Origin of the sequence: Pseudophaeobacter sp., assembly GCF_048267565.1 — a bacterium.
GTDB lineage: Bacteria > Pseudomonadota > Alphaproteobacteria > Rhodobacterales > Rhodobacteraceae > Pseudophaeobacter > Pseudophaeobacter profundi.
Genome location: NZ_JBLWXG010000001.1, coordinates 476,386 through 494,422, shown reverse-complemented (window position 1 = coordinate 494,422; position 18,037 = coordinate 476,386). Strand labels below are relative to the sequence as shown.

Annotated in this window: 18 protein-coding genes; 11 read left to right on the top strand and 7 right to left on the bottom strand. The window is 58.5% G+C overall.

The annotated features are described in order from the left end of the window. Positions 1-30: 30 nt before the first annotated feature. From ACN0VH_RS02345 to ACN0VH_RS02335, 3 genes are read right to left on the bottom strand one after another with little or no spacing between them, the layout of a single operon-like run. Positions 31-1,092 carry a lipocalin-like domain-containing protein gene (locus ACN0VH_RS02345; protein ID WP_417699374.1) on the bottom strand — a complete coding sequence of 354 codons (1,062 nt, stop codon included), beginning with the start codon at positions 1,090-1,092 and terminating at the stop codon, positions 31-33. Further along, positions 1,082-3,550: an FtsX-like permease family protein gene (locus tag ACN0VH_RS02340; RefSeq protein ID WP_417699373.1), complete on the bottom strand. Its 2,469-nt coding sequence runs from the start codon at positions 3,548-3,550 to the stop codon at positions 1,082-1,084. Before ACN0VH_RS02340 ends, ACN0VH_RS02345 begins: the two co-directional genes overlap by 11 nt. Continuing rightward, entirely contained in the window at positions 3,547-4,203 is a 657-nt protein-coding gene (locus tag ACN0VH_RS02335; protein WP_417699371.1) for an ABC transporter ATP-binding protein, read from the bottom strand. The genes ACN0VH_RS02340 and ACN0VH_RS02335 overlap by 4 nt, the downstream gene beginning before the upstream one ends. A gap of 137 nt (positions 4,204-4,340) precedes the next feature. Here ACN0VH_RS02335 and ACN0VH_RS02330 point away from each other — a divergent pair, with 137 nt between their 5' ends. Further along, a complete protein-coding gene (locus tag ACN0VH_RS02330) occupies positions 4,341-5,231 on the top strand; it encodes a YihY/virulence factor BrkB family protein (RefSeq protein ID WP_278921661.1) in 891 nt (296 codons plus the stop codon). Positions 5,232-5,329: 98 nt separating this feature from the next. Continuing rightward, positions 5,330-5,551, top strand: a complete 222-nt coding sequence (locus tag ACN0VH_RS02325; RefSeq protein ID WP_278921660.1) for a hypothetical protein — start codon at positions 5,330-5,332, stop codon at positions 5,549-5,551. Positions 5,552-5,656: 105 nt separating this feature from the next. Here ACN0VH_RS02325 and ACN0VH_RS02320 read toward each other — a convergent pair whose 3' ends face one another. Then, the gene (locus ACN0VH_RS02320) at positions 5,657-6,373 is read right to left on the bottom strand and encodes an RlmE family RNA methyltransferase (protein WP_278921659.1); all 717 of its coding nucleotides are present in this window, start codon (positions 6,371-6,373) and stop codon (positions 5,657-5,659) included. A gap of 82 nt (positions 6,374-6,455) precedes the next feature. Continuing rightward, the gene (locus tag ACN0VH_RS02315) at positions 6,456-7,568 is read right to left on the bottom strand and encodes a Ppx/GppA phosphatase family protein (protein WP_278921658.1); all 1,113 of its coding nucleotides are present in this window, start codon (positions 7,566-7,568) and stop codon (positions 6,456-6,458) included. A 333-nt stretch (positions 7,569-7,901) separates the two neighbouring features. Here ACN0VH_RS02315 and ACN0VH_RS02310 point away from each other — a divergent pair, with 333 nt between their 5' ends. The 9 genes from ACN0VH_RS02310 to ACN0VH_RS02270 all read left to right on the top strand — a co-directional run bounded on the left by ACN0VH_RS02310 (position 7,902) and on the right by ACN0VH_RS02270 (position 15,225). Further along, positions 7,902-8,198 (top strand): virulence factor, encoded by a 297-nt coding sequence (locus ACN0VH_RS02310; protein ID WP_278921657.1) that lies wholly within the window; start codon positions 7,902-7,904, stop codon positions 8,196-8,198. Positions 8,199-8,224: 26 nt separating this feature from the next. Next, the gene (locus ACN0VH_RS02305) at positions 8,225-9,157 is read left to right on the top strand and encodes a methylenetetrahydrofolate reductase (RefSeq protein WP_417699369.1); all 933 of its coding nucleotides are present in this window, start codon (positions 8,225-8,227) and stop codon (positions 9,155-9,157) included. 3 nt (positions 9,158-9,160) lie between these two features. After that, complete coding sequence (locus ACN0VH_RS02300; protein WP_278921655.1) at positions 9,161-10,225, top strand: methyltetrahydrofolate cobalamin methyltransferase; 1,065 nt, start codon at positions 9,161-9,163, stop codon at positions 10,223-10,225. Positions 10,226-10,550: 325 nt separating this feature from the next. After that, positions 10,551-10,775, top strand: a complete 225-nt coding sequence (gene napE / locus ACN0VH_RS02295) for a periplasmic nitrate reductase, NapE protein (protein ID WP_313790324.1) — start codon at positions 10,551-10,553, stop codon at positions 10,773-10,775. Positions 10,776-10,845: 70 nt separating this feature from the next. Then, positions 10,846-11,298, top strand: coding sequence for a 4Fe-4S dicluster domain-containing protein (locus tag ACN0VH_RS02290; RefSeq protein ID WP_417699366.1), 453 nt, complete (start codon positions 10,846-10,848; stop codon positions 11,296-11,298). Beyond that, positions 11,291-11,581 (top strand): chaperone NapD, encoded by a 291-nt coding sequence (locus ACN0VH_RS02285; RefSeq protein WP_278921652.1) that lies wholly within the window; start codon positions 11,291-11,293, stop codon positions 11,579-11,581. Before ACN0VH_RS02290 ends, ACN0VH_RS02285 begins: the two co-directional genes overlap by 8 nt. Then, positions 11,566-14,073, top strand: a complete 2,508-nt coding sequence (gene napA, locus ACN0VH_RS02280; protein WP_278921651.1) for a periplasmic nitrate reductase subunit alpha — start codon at positions 11,566-11,568, stop codon at positions 14,071-14,073. The genes ACN0VH_RS02285 and napA overlap by 16 nt, the downstream gene beginning before the upstream one ends. Beyond that, positions 14,073-14,531, top strand: a complete 459-nt coding sequence (locus tag ACN0VH_RS02275; protein WP_278921650.1) for a nitrate reductase cytochrome c-type subunit — start codon at positions 14,073-14,075, stop codon at positions 14,529-14,531. The genes napA and ACN0VH_RS02275 overlap by 1 nt, the downstream gene beginning before the upstream one ends. A gap of 1 nt (position 14,532) precedes the next feature. Next, on the top strand, positions 14,533-15,225 hold the full coding sequence (locus ACN0VH_RS02270) for a NapC/NirT family cytochrome c (protein WP_417699364.1): 693 nt from the start codon (positions 14,533-14,535) through the stop codon (positions 15,223-15,225). 290 nt (positions 15,226-15,515) lie between these two features. On the opposite strand, the gene ACN0VH_RS02265 is transcribed toward ACN0VH_RS02270, so the two are convergent. Both ACN0VH_RS02265 and ACN0VH_RS02260 read right to left on the bottom strand, forming a co-directional pair. Further along, positions 15,516-16,994, bottom strand: coding sequence for an aldehyde dehydrogenase (locus ACN0VH_RS02265; RefSeq protein WP_417699363.1), 1,479 nt, complete (start codon positions 16,992-16,994; stop codon positions 15,516-15,518). Between the two features lie 8 nt (positions 16,995-17,002). Beyond that, positions 17,003-18,037, bottom strand: a complete 1,035-nt coding sequence (locus ACN0VH_RS02260; protein WP_417699362.1) for an LLM class flavin-dependent oxidoreductase — start codon at positions 18,035-18,037, stop codon at positions 17,003-17,005.

Sequence of the window (18,037 nt, the reverse complement as noted above, 5' to 3'; positions counted from 1 at the left end):
CCAGAAAGGGGCGCCGCAAGGGCGCCCCTTTTATTCATAACCGGTCATTTCCAGATAGCCGCTGCCACTGTGGCTGCCGCTCACCTCTACCGGGCCTTCCCAATAGGGAAAGGAAAGATCCATCCAGCTTTGCGGGTTAAGTGCCTCTACTGTCACGGAAACATCCCGATCAGGCAGGGTGACTTTCCAGCGCGTGGGCAGCTGTCGCTCTGCGACTGTGCTCTGGGTCAGTGGCTCTGCCTGAAAGGCGCCGGGGGGCAGCGGCTGCGCGGTTCCACTGGCTGTAATCCAGGTGCCAGAACGGAAATCCACGCTGCCATCGGACCGTCGCAGCACAAACCCCATCAGCTTTTCGCCACTGTCAAAGCGCAGCGAAAACCAATCCCAGCCGCTTTGGTCCTGCGACAGCGGCTGGCTTGACCATTCACGATCAAGCCAGCCCATGCCGGTGACCTCAACCGGGCCAGAGGGCAGGCGGAGCGTACCTGAGATATGGTAGTTGGGCTGCGCATAGTAATAGCTGGCCTGCCCATCGGTGGATTTCACCGAATAGCCTGCTGCACCGTGCAAGATCAGCGGTTCTTGGGTGTGGGCGCTCAGCGTATATGAAAACTCTGTTCCAGCCGCGGTGATGTCCAACTGGCCAAGGTCGGCATCGCCTGCCATATCCCAATCGTCGATCCAGGCCTGAAAGCCGGGGCTGATGGAGACACCCGCCTGACCAATCCCGCCACGCGCCAGGCGTTCTGCGGTGAAATGCTGCCGGGCGCTGGTCACGGCGGCATGGCCCATCCAGATTTGCGGGCTTTGCCAGCCCTCGGCCTCTCCGGGGGCCAGGGCGCTGCGAAACAGGGTCCATTGGATCCCATATCTGCGCCCCTCTGTATCTGTCAGATTCGCGGTCAAATACCACCATTCAATGCGGAAATCGGGATGCGCCCCGTGATCGCGTGGAAAGACCAGCGGTAGATCCGGGTTGGGCTGGGCAAAGCCCTCTGCGGCGGTAGTGCCAAGCCCGGCAAAGCCCTGGGCGTTGACCGCTGGCCCAATCATACAGAGAACCAGCCAGATAATCAGGGGTTTAGCGTTCACCTGAAAAGACCTTTAACAATTCACTGGGACTGATGCGGAACAGGCGCCAGGCGGGCAGCAGGGCGGCAAGACCCGCCGCCAGCAGGGCCAGCAGCACCAGGGCCAACCAGTTCATCGGGAACAGATAGACCGGCAGCCGCCAGCCGAAGGCCGCAGTATTGATCACCACAAGCAGCGCCCAAGAGAGCAGCAGCCCCAGCGGCAGGGCCAACAGAGCCGTTAGCCCGGCCATGAGCAGGCTGCGCAGGATATCGATCAGGGCCAAGCTGCGACGGCGCACCCCCATGGCCCAGACCGGGGCAAGCTGTGGCAACCTCTGGTTCCAAAGCGTTGCCAGGCTGGTGAAAATGGCAAAGCTGGCCACCGCCAAGGTCAGCAGTTTCAGCGCATCGGTAATCAAAAAGGTTTGGTCAAACACTGCCATGGATCTGGCCTTTGCCAAGTCTTTCTGAGTGATGTTTTCCCGTGGAATTTCAAACCGTTCCTGCAGCATGTTGATCACCTGTTTCACCTGTGTGGGATCAAGGCGCAGCGCAAATCGCAGATTGTCCACATCGGGGGCGTTTTTCAGCAATTGCGGCAGTGACACCATCGCCTGGCCATGTGGGTTGCCGTAGTCGGCATAGATGCCCAGGATCTCGCTCGGCCAGCCAGCGGGCAGATCAATATGCGCACCAAGCTGCAGATCGGCCCGCCGCGCCAGTTGTTCGCTGACCAAGACACCACGGCCCTGCACCAGCAGATCCCAAGCCTCGGGCCGGGCGGAAATCATCGGCCAATTGTTGCGGTAGAGTTCATCGTCGCGCAGTCCGTAAATCTTTATCTGGCCGGTGCTGTGCTGCATTTCCTTGCTGCGGATCGGCAGCACCGTCAGCCCCTGCTGGCTCAGCCAAGCCTGCACCTCTGCGCCCTGGGCATCATCCAGGGTGGTCACATATAGATCCGCGGCAAGCCGCTGATCCAGCCAATCCACAAAGGTGAGCCGAAAACTGGAAACCATTGTTCCAACGCCAATATTTGTTGCCAGCGCCAGCATAAGAGCCATCAGCGCCAGCGACAGGCCCGGCAGTTGTGCCCGTGCATCCGCCCAAAGCCATTGCATAAGCGGTGCCCGCGTCCGGGCCTGCGCCATCCCCAGCAATGACCATAGAACATAGGGCAGTAGCAGCGCCGCGCCCAGCATTACCCCGCCCAGAAACATGAACCCACCGATCAACCCCTCGACCAGCGCCAAGGCCAGCACCCCGCCCAGGCTTAGCCCGATGCCCGCCGCCGCCCATGCGGTGTAGCTTTGCAGCAACCGTTGGCCGCGCGCCTGGGTAGAGGGCGCCTGCAGGATCGGCAGCTTCCATAGGGTGTAAAAGGCATGGGCGCTGGCGAGACTGGCCCCGGCCAGGGTCATTGCCAGCCCCGACAGAATCCAGGCGGGCTGAAGGGAAAGCGCACCACTGACCTCGGCACCATATAGCCCAGAGAGGGTTGCCGCCACGCCAGGCAAGAGCGACGCGGCGAGAAAATAACCCAATATCAAACCGATAAAGGCGGAAGCCACTGCAATCAGTGTGATCTCTACCACCAAGATCAAGATCATCTGCGCAAAGGGGAGTCCAAGGCAGCGCAGAGTGCGCAGCAGGCCACGGCGTTGCTCCATCGCGAGGCCAATGGTGCCTTGCACGATAAACAGCCCAACAATAAAGGATAAAAACCCAAAGGCAGTCAGGTTAAGGTGAAAGCTTTCTGTTAGGGTGCCAGGGTTCATACGGGCCGTGCCACCGGGGGCCAGTTTGATATGCGCGGGCAACGAGGCAAGCGCCCTGGCATCCGGTGGCCGCATATCTGCTCCGCTGTCGGCTGAAGGCATCGCACCTGGCCCGGTGTCACCCAGCAGGATCAAGCGGCTCAAATCGTCCGGGCGCTGCAAAAGCCTGCTCACCAACGAAATATCTGCCACGGCGAGCCCAAGCGGAACCGCTTCTGACCGAAAGATCTGCATCTCTTTCAGCATAGATGGGAGCAGTTTTTCGGTTTCTGGATGCAGAACTATCCCACCGGGTTCGTGTAATATCCCGCGTAGAAAATCGGAATCTCCACCTAGGCTTTCTGCCGGAAACAGCCGCGCTACCTGTGGCGAGGTCAAGACATCTATTCCTATAAGATCAATGCTTTGCCCAGCATTCCTATACTGGCCTTCCAACACCGGTGTCAGCTTCCAGCCTTGGCGTTTCAGGGTGACATAGTCAGATAGATGCAAACTGCCGCCCGGCGAAACCAGGCTGGTCCCGTCCAGTTGCTGTAAAAAATCCTGCGCTTGGGCGTAGCTCTGTCTGGCTTGGCCGTTGATGGCCTGAACCGCTGACCACAGGGCGGTGGCCAGGGCCAAGCCCGCGACCAGCGCAAACAGTTGAAAACGGTGGCGCGACCAATAGGACAGCAGCGTATGAAAAGCTGCTCGCATCATCGCAATTTGCCACCGCTCAGATGCAGTTGGCGATCCAGCTTGGCGGCAATTCTGGGGGAATGGGTCACAAGGAACAGCGCGCTATCGCTTTCCTGCACCAGTTCAAGCATCAGCGCCAGCACCGCATCGCTGCTGTCCTCATCCAAGTTGCCGGTGGGTTCATCCGCAAGTAGAAGTTTGGGTCGCAGGGCCAGCGCGCGGGCGATGGCAACCCGTTGCTGCTGCCCCCCCGAGAGCTGCTCTGGGTAGCGCGACAACAGCGCGGAGAGCCCAAGGCGATCTGCCAGATGCGCCTGCAGGCTGGCGTCATATCGGCCTGCCAGCTTTGCGTGCAGCGCAATATTGGCGGCGACATCTAGTGAGGGGATGATATTAAATTGTTGAAAAACAATAGAAACCTTTAGTCGACGCAGCGCGGCGCGTGCGGCTTCCTGCAGGTCGCTCAGCGGTATGCCATCCAGATGAATTTCACCACTGTCAAAACTATCCAAGGCCCCGACAAGATGCAGCAGAGTTGATTTTCCCGATCCACTTTCGCCAGTCAGCGCAAGCGACTGCCCCGCCGAAAGCTGCAAGGAAACCTGATCTAATATTGGCCGCCCCAGGCCAGAATTGGGGAGTGTCTTGCTGACGTTGGAAATAGACAGGACCATGACATTCTGCTCCGTTTGGGCGATGTCGGCAGTGAATACCCTGACGACCCAACTGTCCAGACGCGGTACGCCTTTGGTCAGGCCGCAAGATCAGCATAGGGCTGGTCATTGCAGCGCAGTTGTGGAAGGTTATGCCCATGAAAAGCAGCACTTTCTATCCGATCTGGGCCCGCGCCCTCTGGCTTTCCCTGAAGCGTTTCAACCGCAAGGCAGGCTGGGTCATGAGCAGCCATATCGCCATGTCAATGATGTTGGCGCTGTTTCCGTTTGTGCTGTTCACCGTCGCCCTGGCTGGTGCGGTGGCAAACATTTTTTCGCGCAATATCGATCTGGATGATCTGGTCGATCTGGTCTTTGGCGGCTGGCCAGAGGCGGTCTCGGCGCCGATCCTGACTGAGCTTTATGCAGTCCTTGAGAACTCAAACACCGGGCTGATCACCATCGGCGGTGTGCTGGCGCTCTATTTTGCGGCAAATGGCGTCAATGCGGTGCGGGTCGCCATGGTACGGGCTTATCATGAACGCGACACACGCCCCTATTGGAAATCGCGGCTGATCTGTCTTGGTTTTGTCATCCTGGGCGGAACGGGCATCCTGATCGCTGCGATATTCAAGGTTATTTTGCCGTTGTATCTGCGCTACCTGGCTGATTTTTTCCCCAATGTGGATCTGTCATTCAACATCCCGATTGGCATCAATGGGCTGGTAGCAGCTGTGGTGCCTTTTGTGGCGGTCTTTCTCTGCCATCTGGTCTTGCCGGGGCAGATCTACCGGCTGAAGGACATCCTGCCAGGGACGCTTTTGACTGTCGCGTTGTGGTGGGCCGCCGGGATTGGATTTGCCTTCTACATCAGCGCGATCGCGCAGTATTCGGCGACCTACGCTGGGCTGGCCGGGGCGATGGCGGCGATGATTTTTCTCTATGTGAATGCGGCGATTTTGATCCTTGGGGCAGAATACAACGGCGCCCTGATTGACCTGCGCAAAACGGATGCGGGACAGGTGGCAAAAACACCACATGTTTCCTGATTGGAAACAATGGGGCAGCTTTGCCACATTTCGGCCATGCCGGTTTTCTATTCGATCATAACCCCATGGTTTTGGGGAATATGAAGAGGGCGAGGACAATGGCATTTCACAGTGTGACGCGGATGGGCAAAGCAACCCTGTCAGACAAGAACCGGCACCTACTAACGCTTGCCAAGCAGGTCTTGCGCAAATCTGGCCTTGCTGAACAAATGCAACGCAAGGTCCGCGTATCGCTGCAAAGTGAAGGTGCAGGCGCAGAGGTCTTGATGCTGCAAAAGCGAGCAACGCAATCTCTTCTGGGGCAGAAGCGATCCGCCTAGGCCTGTCGCGTTCATTCATTCACGCGACTGACTTTGCCGATGTGACGAGATGCGCAATACGGGCACCCGCGGTTGCGCAACATTCTATCAGGGCAGGGGTATAGACTAGCCTTTATACCCCATGGCCACGACAAATTTTTCGGAACTGTCAGACCGCGACGACGGAGGTTTGACATTGGCCACTTTGGTGAATTTGTTCTTCAACAGCTTTTGCAATTCCCCTTCGGCGCCGCCCGCAAGAACCTTGGCGACAAATGTGCCGCCTTCTTCCAGAACATCAAAGGCAAAATAGGCGGCAGCCTCGCACAGAGAAATGATCTTCAGGTGATCGGTCTGTTTATGACCAGAGCTGGAGGCCGCCATATCGGACATCACCACATCGGCCATGCCGCCAAGCCATTCCTTGACCTTGTCATCCGCGCCTTCATCCATGAAATCGAGCTGGTAGAATTCAGCCCCCGCCAGGGGCTCCATTTCTTGCAGGTCAACGCCGATGATGCGCCCCTGGGATTTGCCGCGTTTTTCGCCCATCACATTGATCCGCTTGACCGCAACCTGGGCCCAGCCACCGGGGGCGCAGCCCAGATCGACAACCCGCGCACCGGGCACAAGGAAGCGATATTTATCGTCCACTTCCATGATCTTATACGCAGCACGCCCGCGATACCCTTCAGCCTGGGCGCGTTTGACATAGGGATCATTCAGCTGGCGCTGCAGCCAGCGGGTAGAGCTGAGCCGACGTCCGCGGGCGGATTTGACCTTGACCTTCAGGTCACGCTGGCCGCGGCCGGAGGTGTTTTTACCAGTGGGCGTTTTTGCCATCATCTTCACCGTGTTCGCCGCCGCCTCCCGCAGGGGCAGGGCGTCAATTACAATTTGCGCGCCTATACTTAGGCCCGCCTTCTCAAAAAGGCCCGTCTTCCAGCACGCCATCTGCGCTCATCTGCGCATAAAGCAGCCCCTCGCGCAGACCGCGATCCGCTACCGAGAGCCGATCAGTCGGCCAGCAGCGCAGCAAGGCCTGCAAGATGGCCGACCCCGACATGATGAGCGCCTGGCGATCCTCGCCAATGCGGGGATCGCGGCGACGCCCATTGGGGCCCAGTTCAAGATAGCCACGGATCACCTTGTCGATCTGATCGCTGGTCATCCGCAACCCGTCTACCTTGGTACGATCGTAGCGCTTTAACCCAAGATGAGAGGCAGCAACAGTGGTTACAGTACCCGAGGTGCCAACAATCTGAAAGCCGGCCCGCGCCTGCACGTCCTTATAGGGGGCGAAATTGGCCAGATGCTCTTCAAAGAACCAGCTCATCAGCGCAAAACGGGCAGAATCATCTTCGACATCGTTGAACTGGTCGCGCAGGGTTGCCACCCCCAGCGGCACCGAGATCCAATCCACGACCTTGGCGGTGGGAAAGGGGCTTGCAGCTGTATGAAACCCGGCATGCAGCCGCATGATCGCCGCCGGACGGTCGCGCCCCGGCACCGAGGAAAGATCAATCCAGACCAGCTCTGTCGAGCCACCGCCGATATCAACCACCAAGAGCTGCTCGGTCTTGGTCGAGACCAGCGGCGCGCAGGAAATCACTGCCAGGCGTGCTTCTTCCTCCGGCTGGATGATTTCCAGTGGCAGGCCGGTTTCTCGTTTGACCTGACGGATGAATTCGCGCGAATTCTTGGCACGACGGCAGGCTTCGGTGGTGACCAGTCGCATACGTTTGACGCGGTTGCGCTTCAGCTTTTGCTGACAAATCCGCAGCGCCTGAATGGTGCGCGCCATGGACGACCGCGACAAGCGCCCGGTGCGTTCAAGTCCGGTGCCCAGCTGCACCGACTTGGAAAAACTGTCCACCACATGGAATCCGCTGCCCTTGGGTTGGGCAATCAGCATGCGGCAACTATTGGTGCCAAGATCCAGAGCCGCGTAAAGCGCATCAGAATCCGGACGGGCTGGTACAGGGGTTTCAACCACCTTGGGAAACGCGCCCGCACCTTTAGAACGCCTGGGCGCCATGATTCACGCCCTCCGATTATCGTGTTACCCCTAGACTATGGAGCGCAGCCCAGCGGCGCAAGGGGATCCGGCGCCCAGAGCGCGGGAGAATTAGGCACCACAGCTGCGTTTGCGTAAAACAGGCCATGTGGTGACGGCGCAGCCTTGCAATGAACTCATAAGCTTGATGAAAATTTTTGGCAGGCCCTGCTGTAGCCAGATCGGTGCCGGTTTTGTATTCACGACACAGGTGAAAACGTCGCTCCAACTCCCAGTGATGTCGAAATCCGGCGTACGCGCTGTCGCGGGACGCACTAAAAGCAGGCAAGTGCAGACGTCTTAGGAGGACAGGCTATGGTGGATATCACGATCGTATACTGGCGCGATATTCCCGCGCAGGTCATCGCAGGCAAAGGGCGCCGCGGCTCAAAACGGCAATTGGAAGAACGCTTTGAACAGGCAATCGACCGGGCCGCAATGAAGGTCAACGCCAAAGACAGCGATGCCTATCTGGCAGAGTGGCGCAAAGCGGCCCCCTATGTGGTAGAAGGTGACGCAGCAGAGGTTGCCGAAGCCGAGGCCAGACGTCTGGAAGCGGAATACGATCAGGAGCGTTTGAAAACCCTGATCGCAAACGACGGATGGGCGTGAGCCTGACACCACTATGGGAGGCCGTGATGGCTTTGTTGAATTTCAAAAAGCGTGACGCAAAGTCGCCGCAACCCGTAAACCCACAGGTCGAGGCCCTGCTGCAGGGCTATTCGATCGAGGTGATGCCGCGCACGGCCGCCAAGGTGGACAGCTTTGCTGACCTGCTACCCGCAGGCACCCGCGTCTACATTGCCCATATCGAGGGCACCCCGATCGAGGAAATGGTCGAAACCGCCAAGCGCCTGAATGCCGAAGGCTACCCGGTGATGCCGCATTTCCCCGCCCGCATCATCAAGGATGAGGCGACGCTGGCAGACTGGATCGCGCGCTATCAGGGCGAAGCCGATGTGAAACAGGCGCTCTTGCTGGCCGGCGGTGTCGCCCAGCCCTACGGTGATTTCCATTCTTCAATGCAATTGCTGGAAACCGGGCTGTTCGACAAGGCTGGCTTTGAAAATCTGCATGTGGCAGGTCATCCCGAAGGCAACCGTGATATCGATGCCGATGGTTCGACCAAGAACATCGACGAAGCACTTCAGTGGAAACAGAAATTTTCTGAACGCACCGATGCCAAAATGGCTCTGGCGACCCAGTTCGCCTTTGAAGCCAAGCCGATCATCGCCTGGGCCGACGGGCTGAAAGAGGCCGGCATTGATATTCCGATCCATATCGGCATTGCCGGGCCGGCCAAATTGCAGACCTTGATCAAATTCGCCATTGCCTGCGGTGTTGGTCCCTCGCTGAAAGTGCTACAAAAGCGGGCGATGGATGTGTCGAAACTGCTGCTGCCCTATGAGCCAACGGATGTGCTGACCGAACTGGCAGCGCATAAGGCGGCCAATCCCGACTTTAACATCTCGCATGTTCACTTCTTCCCGCTGGGTGGCATCAAGACCAATGCCAATTGGGCGATCAACAATGGCGGCGCCGCAGCGCAGCCTGCTAACTCTCAAGGATAAACAATGACCCGTACAGTTATTGAATCAAAAACAAAAACCGCTGTCATGGGCTTTGATGAGCCATTCTGCGTTATCGGAGAGCGGATCAACCCGACAGGGCGCAAGAAACTGGCCGCCGAGCTGGAAGCCGGCGATTTTTCCACCGTTGAAAAAGATGCGGTCGCGCAGGTTTTGGCTGGCGCTACCGTGCTCGATATCAATGCTGGGGTGGTCTACAACTCCAACCCCAACCCCAACGAGACAGAACCGCCGCTGATGCGCAAGATCGTTGAGCTAGTTCAAGGGCTTGTGGATGTGCCGCTCTGTATCGACTCTTCGGTTCCCGGCGCGCTAGAGGCCGGGCTGGAAATCTGCGAAGGGCGGCCCTTGCTGAATTCGGTCACCGGCGAGGAAGAGCGGCTGGAACAGATCCTGCCGCTGGTCAAGAAATACAACGTGCCCGTTGTGGCGATTTCCAATGATGACACCGGCATTTCCGAAGATCCGAACGTGCGCTTTGAAGTGGCGAAAAAGATCGTACAGCGCGCTGCCGATTTTGGCATTCCGGCCCATGACATAGTCGTCGACCCGCTGGTGATGCCGATCGGCGCTATGGGCACTGCCGGGCTGCAAGTCTTTGCCCTGGTGCGTCGCCTGCGCGAAGAGCTTGGCGTCAACACCACCTGCGGCGCGTCCAATATCTCGTTTGGCCTACCAAACCGCCACGGCATCAACAATGCGTTCCTGCCCATGGCAATGGGGGCCGGGATGACTTCGGCGATCATGAACCCAGTTGGCCTGCCGGTGACGCAAAAAGCGCTGGCCGCCAAAAAGGAAGAAGTTGCCGCTGCTGGGATTATTCTGCCCGAGGGCATGGATGATGAAACCTTCGTGACCATGTTTGGCCTGGGCTCGATGCAGCCGCGCGCCGGCAAAGAAATGGAAGCCATCCGCGCCGCCAACTTCTTGACCAACAATGACCCGCATGGCGGCGAGTGGATCAAGTTCAACAAAGCCCCGGCAAAAGCCGGTGAAGAAGGTCGCGGTCGTGGCGGCCGCAGCGGCGGCGGACGTCGGCGCCGTGGCTAAGCGAGGCGGCGGTCGCATGCCCCATCGCCAGACCTAAGACATGTCAAAAAAGGCCGGGGCAACCCGGCCTTTTTCATGCGCAACAAGCGACAGGAACGCTGCGCAACGCAGAGAGACACGCCTCAGCGCATCGCCGAACAGGGCCCCTGACTTTGCGCCAAAATTTAGTATATGTATATTTAAACAAATACTTACGATGATATCTTGATGGTTTTCCCATCCTGTTTTGATCGTAAGAAATGAAAAAACATGGCCTCGGCAATCGGTACGCTTGATGTTGTCTGCCCGGTGTTCTAGGCTCAACCCAGAATAGATTGTAATTGAGTTGCCGCTCTTTTACGAGCGGGGGGAGGCAGCATTGTCTGATGGACAAGCCACTGACCCCAACCTGCAATCAAGCGGGGCGGGACGACGCAAAGAGTTAACACGTTTCTTGATTTTGGCCTTCGGCGTTTGGCCTATTGTCGCCGTCGGCGTCGTCGGCGGCTACGGGTTTCTCATCTGGATGTTCCAGTTAATTTCGGGGCCGCCCGGACCCCCGGGGCACTGACCGGATGTCCGCGAAGGGGCGTATATCTCGGCGTGACCTGCTGAAAGGCAGTACCCAGGCTCCGCCTTTTTTGGCGCGACCACCTGGCGTTTCCGAACTGACCCTCAAGGGCTGTACGCGATGTGGGGCCTGTGTTGATAGCTGCCCCGAAACCATCCTGCGGCTTGCCCCGGATGGCGTGATGCTCAACCCCGAGGCGGGCGAATGCACCTTTTGCGGAAAATGCGCCGCATCCTGCCCCGAGACCGTTTTTGCCGAGACCGTCTTTGTCGATAATGACCACATGGCGCATGAGATGGGCCATGTGATGCAAATCTCGGCGCGTTGTTTTGTCGAGGCAGGCATATCCTGCATGACCTGCCGCGATGCCTGCCCCCAAGAGGCGATTTCAATGAAACCAAGGGTCGGCGGCCCCTTCCTGCCGCTGCTGGATGCTGCGGCCTGCACAGGCTGCGCGGCCTGCTCATCTGTCTGTCCCGCTGGTGCAATTGACGCGGTAAGGAAGGATGTGAGTTATGCCTAAGGATCGCTGGCACGTATCATCCGCGGTGGTGAGCGTCACCCCAGATGCAAAAGAAAGGGTACGCGCCCTGATAGAGGTTCTCGACGGGGTCGAGGTGCATGGCGAGGATGCCACGCGTCTGATCATCACCATCGAGGGGCTCAGCACAGGTCAGCTGGGGGACCGGCTGACCGAGATCAACCTGATGCCCGGTGTTCTGGTGGCAAATATGGTTTTTGAACATGCCGAAGAACCCGACGATATGCCCGCCCATATGGAGGATCCCACATGCCACTCGACGTGACCCGACGCCAGCTTCTGAAAGCCCAGGCAGCCGCACTGGCCGCATCTGCTGCAGGTATCCCACAGGAGGCGCTGGCGCAGCCCGTCCCCGGCGGCGTTGAGGCGCTGAAGATCAAGTGGTCCAAGGCACCCTGCCGGTTCTGCGGGACCGGTTGCGGTGTCATGGTGGGCGTCAAGGAGGGCAAGGTCGTCGCCACCCATGGCGACATGCAGCATGAGGTCAATCGCGGCCTGAACTGCGTGAAGGGCTATTTCCTCTCCAAGATCATGTATGGCGAAGACCGGCTGACAACGCCACTGATGCGCAAGTCAAACGGCGTCTTCGACAAAGAGGGCGAATTTGAACCGGTCAGCTGGGACGAGGCCTTTGACGTCATGGCGGATAGGGTCAAGACGGTTCTGAAGGACAAGGGCCCGGAAAGCATCGGCATGTTCGGGTCCGGCCAATGGACCGTGCTGGAAGGCTATGCCGCGACCAAATTGATGCGGGCGGGCTTCCGGTCCAACAACCTCGACCCCAACGCGCGCCATTGCATGGCCTCGGCAGCGGTGGCCTTCATGCGCACCTTCGGCATTGATGAGCCGATGGGCTGCTACGATGATTTCGAACACGCAGACGCCTTTGTGCTCTGGGGATCAAACATGGCAGAGATGCACCCGATCCTGTGGACCAGGCTGGCCGATCGCCGTCTGGGCACCCCCGGGGTGAAATGTGCGGTGCTGTCTACCTTCACCCATCGCTCGATGGATCTGGCGGATATTCCGATGGTGTTCAAACCGGGCACTGACCTGGCAATCCTGAACTACATCGCCAACCACATCATCCAGACGGGGCGGGTGAACGAGGATTTCGTTGGCAAACATACCACCTTCAAGAAGGGGGCCACCGACATCGGCTATGGGCTGCGCCCCGAACACGAACTGCAAGTCGCCGCAACCGGAGCCGACAATCCCGGCCTGATGGAAGACAGCGATTTTGAGGCCTTCAAGGAGCATGTTTCAAGCTATACGCTCGACCATGTCAGCGAGTTGTCGGGGGTCGAACCCGGATTCCTTGAGGAGTTGGCAGAGCTTTACGCAGATCCGGATACCAAGGTCATGTCGCTTTGGACCATGGGATTCAACCAGCATGTTCGTGGCGTCTGGGCCAATCAGATGGTCTATAACATCCACCTGCTGACCGGGAAAATATCTGAACCGGGCAATTCTCCGTTTTCGTTGACCGGCCAGCCTTCGGCCTGTGGCACCGCGCGCGAGGTCGGCACCTTTGCGCACCGATTGCCCGCAGATATGGTCGTAACCAACCCCAAGCATGTGGAACACGCCGAGGAACTGTGGAAACTGCCGCATGGGCTGCTGAACACCAAGCCCGGTTTCCACGCGGTGCTGCAGGATCGCAAGCTCAAGGACGGTGTGCTGAATTTCTACTGGGTGCAGTGTAACAACAACCTGCAAGCGGCGCCCAATTCCCAGAACGAGACCTATCAGGGCTATCGCAATCCCGACAATATGATCGTGGTCACCGATGCCTATCCGACGGTGACGGCCATGGCCGCCGATATCATCCTGCCCGCTGCCATGTGGGTCGAAAAAGAGGGCGTCTACGGCAATGCCGAACGCCGGACCCATGCCTGGCATCAGCTGGTCGACGCGCCGGGCGAGTCGCGCTCTGATCTGTGGCAGATGGTCGAGTTCTCAAAACGTTTCACCACCGACGAGATCTGGCCGGCCGAAATTCTGGACGCGCATCCCGAATACAAGGGCAAGACGCTGTTTGATATCTGTTATGCCAACGGCCAGGTCGACGCCTATCCTCTGGAAGAGGTGCGGGAGGATTACAACAACCACGAAGCCCGAGATTTCGGATTTTACATCCAGAAAGGCCTGTTCGAGGAATATGCCACCTTTGGGCGGGGGCACGGCCATGACCTTGCGCCATATGATACCTATCAGAGCGACGACGTGCGTGGCCTTCGCTGGCCGGTTGTTGATGGCAAAGAAACCAAATGGCGGTTCCGTGAAGGCCATGATCCCTATGTGACTGCTGGCAGTGATGTGGAGTTCTACGGCAAACCTGATGGTCGGGCGGTTATCCTCTCGGTCCCATATGAACCGCCAGCCGAAAGCCCCGATGATGATTTCAACATGTGGCTGGTCACGGGGCGGGTGCTGGAACACTGGCACTCCGGTTCCATGACCATGCGGGTGCCGGAACTTTACAAGGCCTTCCCCGGCGCCAAGGTCTTCATGAACGCCATTGATGCGCGCGAAAGGGGGCTCAATCAGGGGATGGAGGTCCGGGTGATTTCCCGCCGGGGTGAAATCCGCTCGCGGGTTGAAACACGGGGCAGGAACCGTATGCCGCCGGGCGTGATCTTTGTGCCGTGGTTCGATGCCAGCCAACTCATCAACAAGGTGACGCTTGACGCAACGGACCCGATCTCGAAACAAACTGATTTCAAGAAATGCGCTGTGCGCGTGGAGGCGGTGTGATGAAACAGCTCCGCTTTGCCGCCACCTTCGCAGCCTGCATGATTGCCAGCTTTGTCGTTGCGCAGAATGTCCCTGAACTATCGGGGCCGATGCCCAACGCGATGGAGCCGGTACCCGCTGGACCACTGGAGCGCTATGTCACCGATGATGTGCGACAGATGCGCGCCTACCCCGAACAGCCGCCGATCATTCCGCATTCGATCGAGGGCTATCAACTCACGGTCAATGCGAACCGCTGCATGTCTTGCCACAAACGCGAACACTCGCTTGGGGCAGGCGCACCGATGATTTCGATCACCCACTACATGACGCGGGAGGCCCAGATGCTGGCGGATGTCTCGCCGCGCCGCTACTTCTGCACCCAATGCCACGTTCCCCAAGCCGATACCGCCGCGCTGATTGGCAATACCTTCACCGATATGTCCGACATCGGCACTGTGGCCGCAGGGGGGGATTGAAATGCGTTGGATCTTGTTCCCCTTTCGCTGGTTCTGGAACGTGCTCTGGACACCAGCGGTCACGCTTGGCCTCGGCTTTCTGACCCTCGGTGGCTTTCTTGGCGGCGTGATCTTCTGGGGCGGTTTCAACACCGCACTGGAATACACCAACAGCGAAGAATTCTGCATCTCGTGTCATGAAATGCGCAACAACGTCTTTGAGGAACTGTCGCACACGGTGCATTTTTCGAACCGTTCCGGGGTGCGCGCTGGATGCCCAGACTGCCATGTTCCGCATGAATGGTCCGACAAGATCGCCCGCAAGATGCAGGCCTCGAAAGAGGTCTGGGGCAAGATCTTCGGCACCATCAACACGCGGCAGAAGTTTCTCGAACATCGCCTGGTCATGGCCAAGCGTGAATGGGCGCGGCTTGGCGCAAATGACAGTCTGGAATGCCGTAATTGCCATTCCGAAGTTGCGATGGACCTTAGTCGCCAATCCCCGCGCGCGGCCGATATCCATACGCAATACCTGCTATCCGGTGAAAGAACCTGCATCGACTGTCACAAGGGGATTGCCCACGAACTGCCCGATATGACGGGCGTCGAACCTGGCTGGACGGTTCCGGACGGCCTGTTGGGTGAAACGCAACCCGGCCCAAGCGGCGCGAAAGAAATCCAGAGCTTCCTGTTGGAACGGCAATCCCGTGGGTAACGGATAGAACGTTTCCGGGTAATCATGGCAATCATGGCAACGCGCTGTTGTGATCACCCATCACCTTGCAGATCGCTCTCCACTGCCAATCCGACATATGCGTGCTGCGCCGCCCTTTGGACACCAAAACAGACTGCAAAGCGAAGCGTGACCGGGAAGAACGATCCCACAATGGCACCAGCTTGCCCCAGACGCCCAGTTAGAGAAGCCGACATAGGCTGCACTATGGCAGCACGTCGGCTTATTCGCCTATTGGTTTAGGGGGTTATCAAGAAGACTTCAGCCTCCACTCAACGCATCACAAACGGGTTGGCCATTGGTGTTTCGGACGTGCTAATCCACGTTGTTTTGCTGCGCGTGTAGTCATGTATGGCCTCTATCCCGGCCTCGCGCCCATAGCCTGACTGATCGAATCCTCCGAAGGGCGCCATGGGCGACACCGCACGGTAGGTATTGACCCAACAGATGCCCGCCTTGAGCCGCGCAGAGACGCGATGCGCGCGTGCGACATTCTCGGTAAAAACACCCGAGCCGAGCCCGAAGGGAGTACTGTTGGCAATTGCGATAGCTTCTTCTTCGGTGTCGAATGGCAAGAGCGACATGACAGGTCCGAACATTTCGATCTTGAGCGTTTCGGCGTTTGTGTCAGCGCATTCAACAAGGGTGGGTGCCATGTAATTGCCGGGGCGTTCCAGAGGCGCGCCACCAAAGCGGATTGTCGCGCCGCTTGATACGGCCGCAGCAAGGGTTGCTTCGATCTTTCTGATTTGCTCGGCCGTGCAAAGGGGGCCGATTTGGGTTGTCACATCAAGCGGGTCGCCGATGACAACGCCCTCCATCTTCTCTTTGATCTTCGCCGCTACGACCTCCAACACAGAGCGATGCACCAGGCCCCGCGTGCCCGCCACACAGCTTTGGCCCGAGGCGCCGAAATTGCCTGCGATAAGCCCATTGGCCGCGCCGTCGAGATCAGCGTCTTCAAAGACCAGAATGGGGGATTTTCCGCCGAGCTCCAGCGTGGTGACCGCAAAATTTTCAGCTGAGTTGCGCACGACGTGCCGTGCGGTTTCCGGCCCACCGGTAAAGGCTATGCGGTCGATATCGGGGTGACGTGTCAGCGGGATGGCACAGTTTTCGGCATCTCCTGTGATGACCGAAACGACACCGGCCGGGAAACCTGCCTGTTCGATCAGGCGGGCAAACTCGAGCATCGGCGCGGGGGCAATTTCCGAGGCTTTCAACACCACGGAGCAGCCCGCCGCCAATGCGGGGCCCAGCTTTGTTGCTGTCAGGAACATCTGGGCATTCCACGGCACGATGGCAGCGACAACACCGATCGGTTCGCGCCGGGTAAAGACATGCATGTCTGGTTTGTCGATCGGCAGGACCGCACCTTCGATCTTGTCGGCAAGCCCCGCGTAATAGCGGTAATAGTCGCCGACATAGGCCGACTGGCTGGCAGTTTCCGCCAGGAGCTTGCCGCTGTCTGTTGTTTCGATGCGCCCGATTTCAGCGGCGTTTTCTTCGATCAGTTCGGCAAGCCGATAAAGCAGCTTGCCACGTTGTGTCTGGGTCATATCGCGCCATGCCGGGTCGTTCAGCGCCCGGCGAGCAGATTTGATGGCGCGCGCGACATCTGCCCGCGACGCGCAGGCGAAGGTCGCCCAGTCCCGTCCGTTGGCGGGGTTTTGCGAGGCCATGACCTGACCTTCGGAACCTTCCGTCCAAGCGCCGTTAATAAAAAGCTGATAGTGTGGTTTGCGGTCCATTTTGTTCCTCACCTGAAGGCCGGCATGACAGTGTCGATGAAACGAGCAAGCGATGCGCGCTTGCGTTCGAAACTCATCCCGCTGTCGATCCAGAACGCGTATTCATCATACCCAAGCTCTTCGTATTTGCGTATTTTCTCGATGACGTCTTCTGCGGTTCCGATGGTCAGATCACGCGCCATGTTCTCGGGGGCCATAAGGCCATTGGCGGCAAGCTCCTCCTCTGCGAGAGGGGAAATCAGCCCCTGTGCTACCGGGCGCTCGTTCTTGAACCAGGCGCCAAAGTAGCAATAGAAGCGCGACAGCTCGCGGGCGGCCTGTGTCACATCATCGGCATCCGCGCCAACATAGGTGTGATGCAGCAGCATGATTTTGGGTCGTGGGCCGTCATAGCTGGCGCAGGCGGCGTTGAAGCGCTCCATCAGGGTTTTGATTTCCTCGATCCCCTGCCACAGTGGCGTCACCTGAATGTTAAACCCGTTCTGCACACCAAACTCGTGACTGTTCGGGTCGCGTGCTGCGATCCAGATCGGCGGGCCACCGTCCTGCAAGGGCCTGGGCGCGGCTGTCGTGGCTGGGAATTTATAAAACGTGCCCTCATGGGTACAGTCACCTTCCCACAGCTTGGGGAGAAGTGGCGCCAATTCGCGCATGCGTTGACCCGCTTCCCACGCGTCCATTCCAGGCATCAGCCGCTCGTATTCGTATGAATATGCCCCGCGAGCGATCCCAAGCTCGATGCGCCCGCCTGTCATCAGATCGGCAGATGCCGCCTCGCCAGCCAGCTTGACAGGGTGCCAGAACGGCGCGATCACCGTACCCGTTCCCAGTTTCACGTTTTTTGTGTGATGGGAAATATGCACGAGCGACATAAGGGGGTTCGGCGCGATGGTGAACTCCATCCCGTGGTGTTCTCCGGTCCAGATGGCGCGCATCCCTGCATCGTCTGCCATTTTGCACAGCGCGATCAGTTCTTCATTTAGCTGTTGGTGCGATTGCTCGGGCGTCAGGCGCTCCATATGCACAAAGAGTGAGAACTCCAT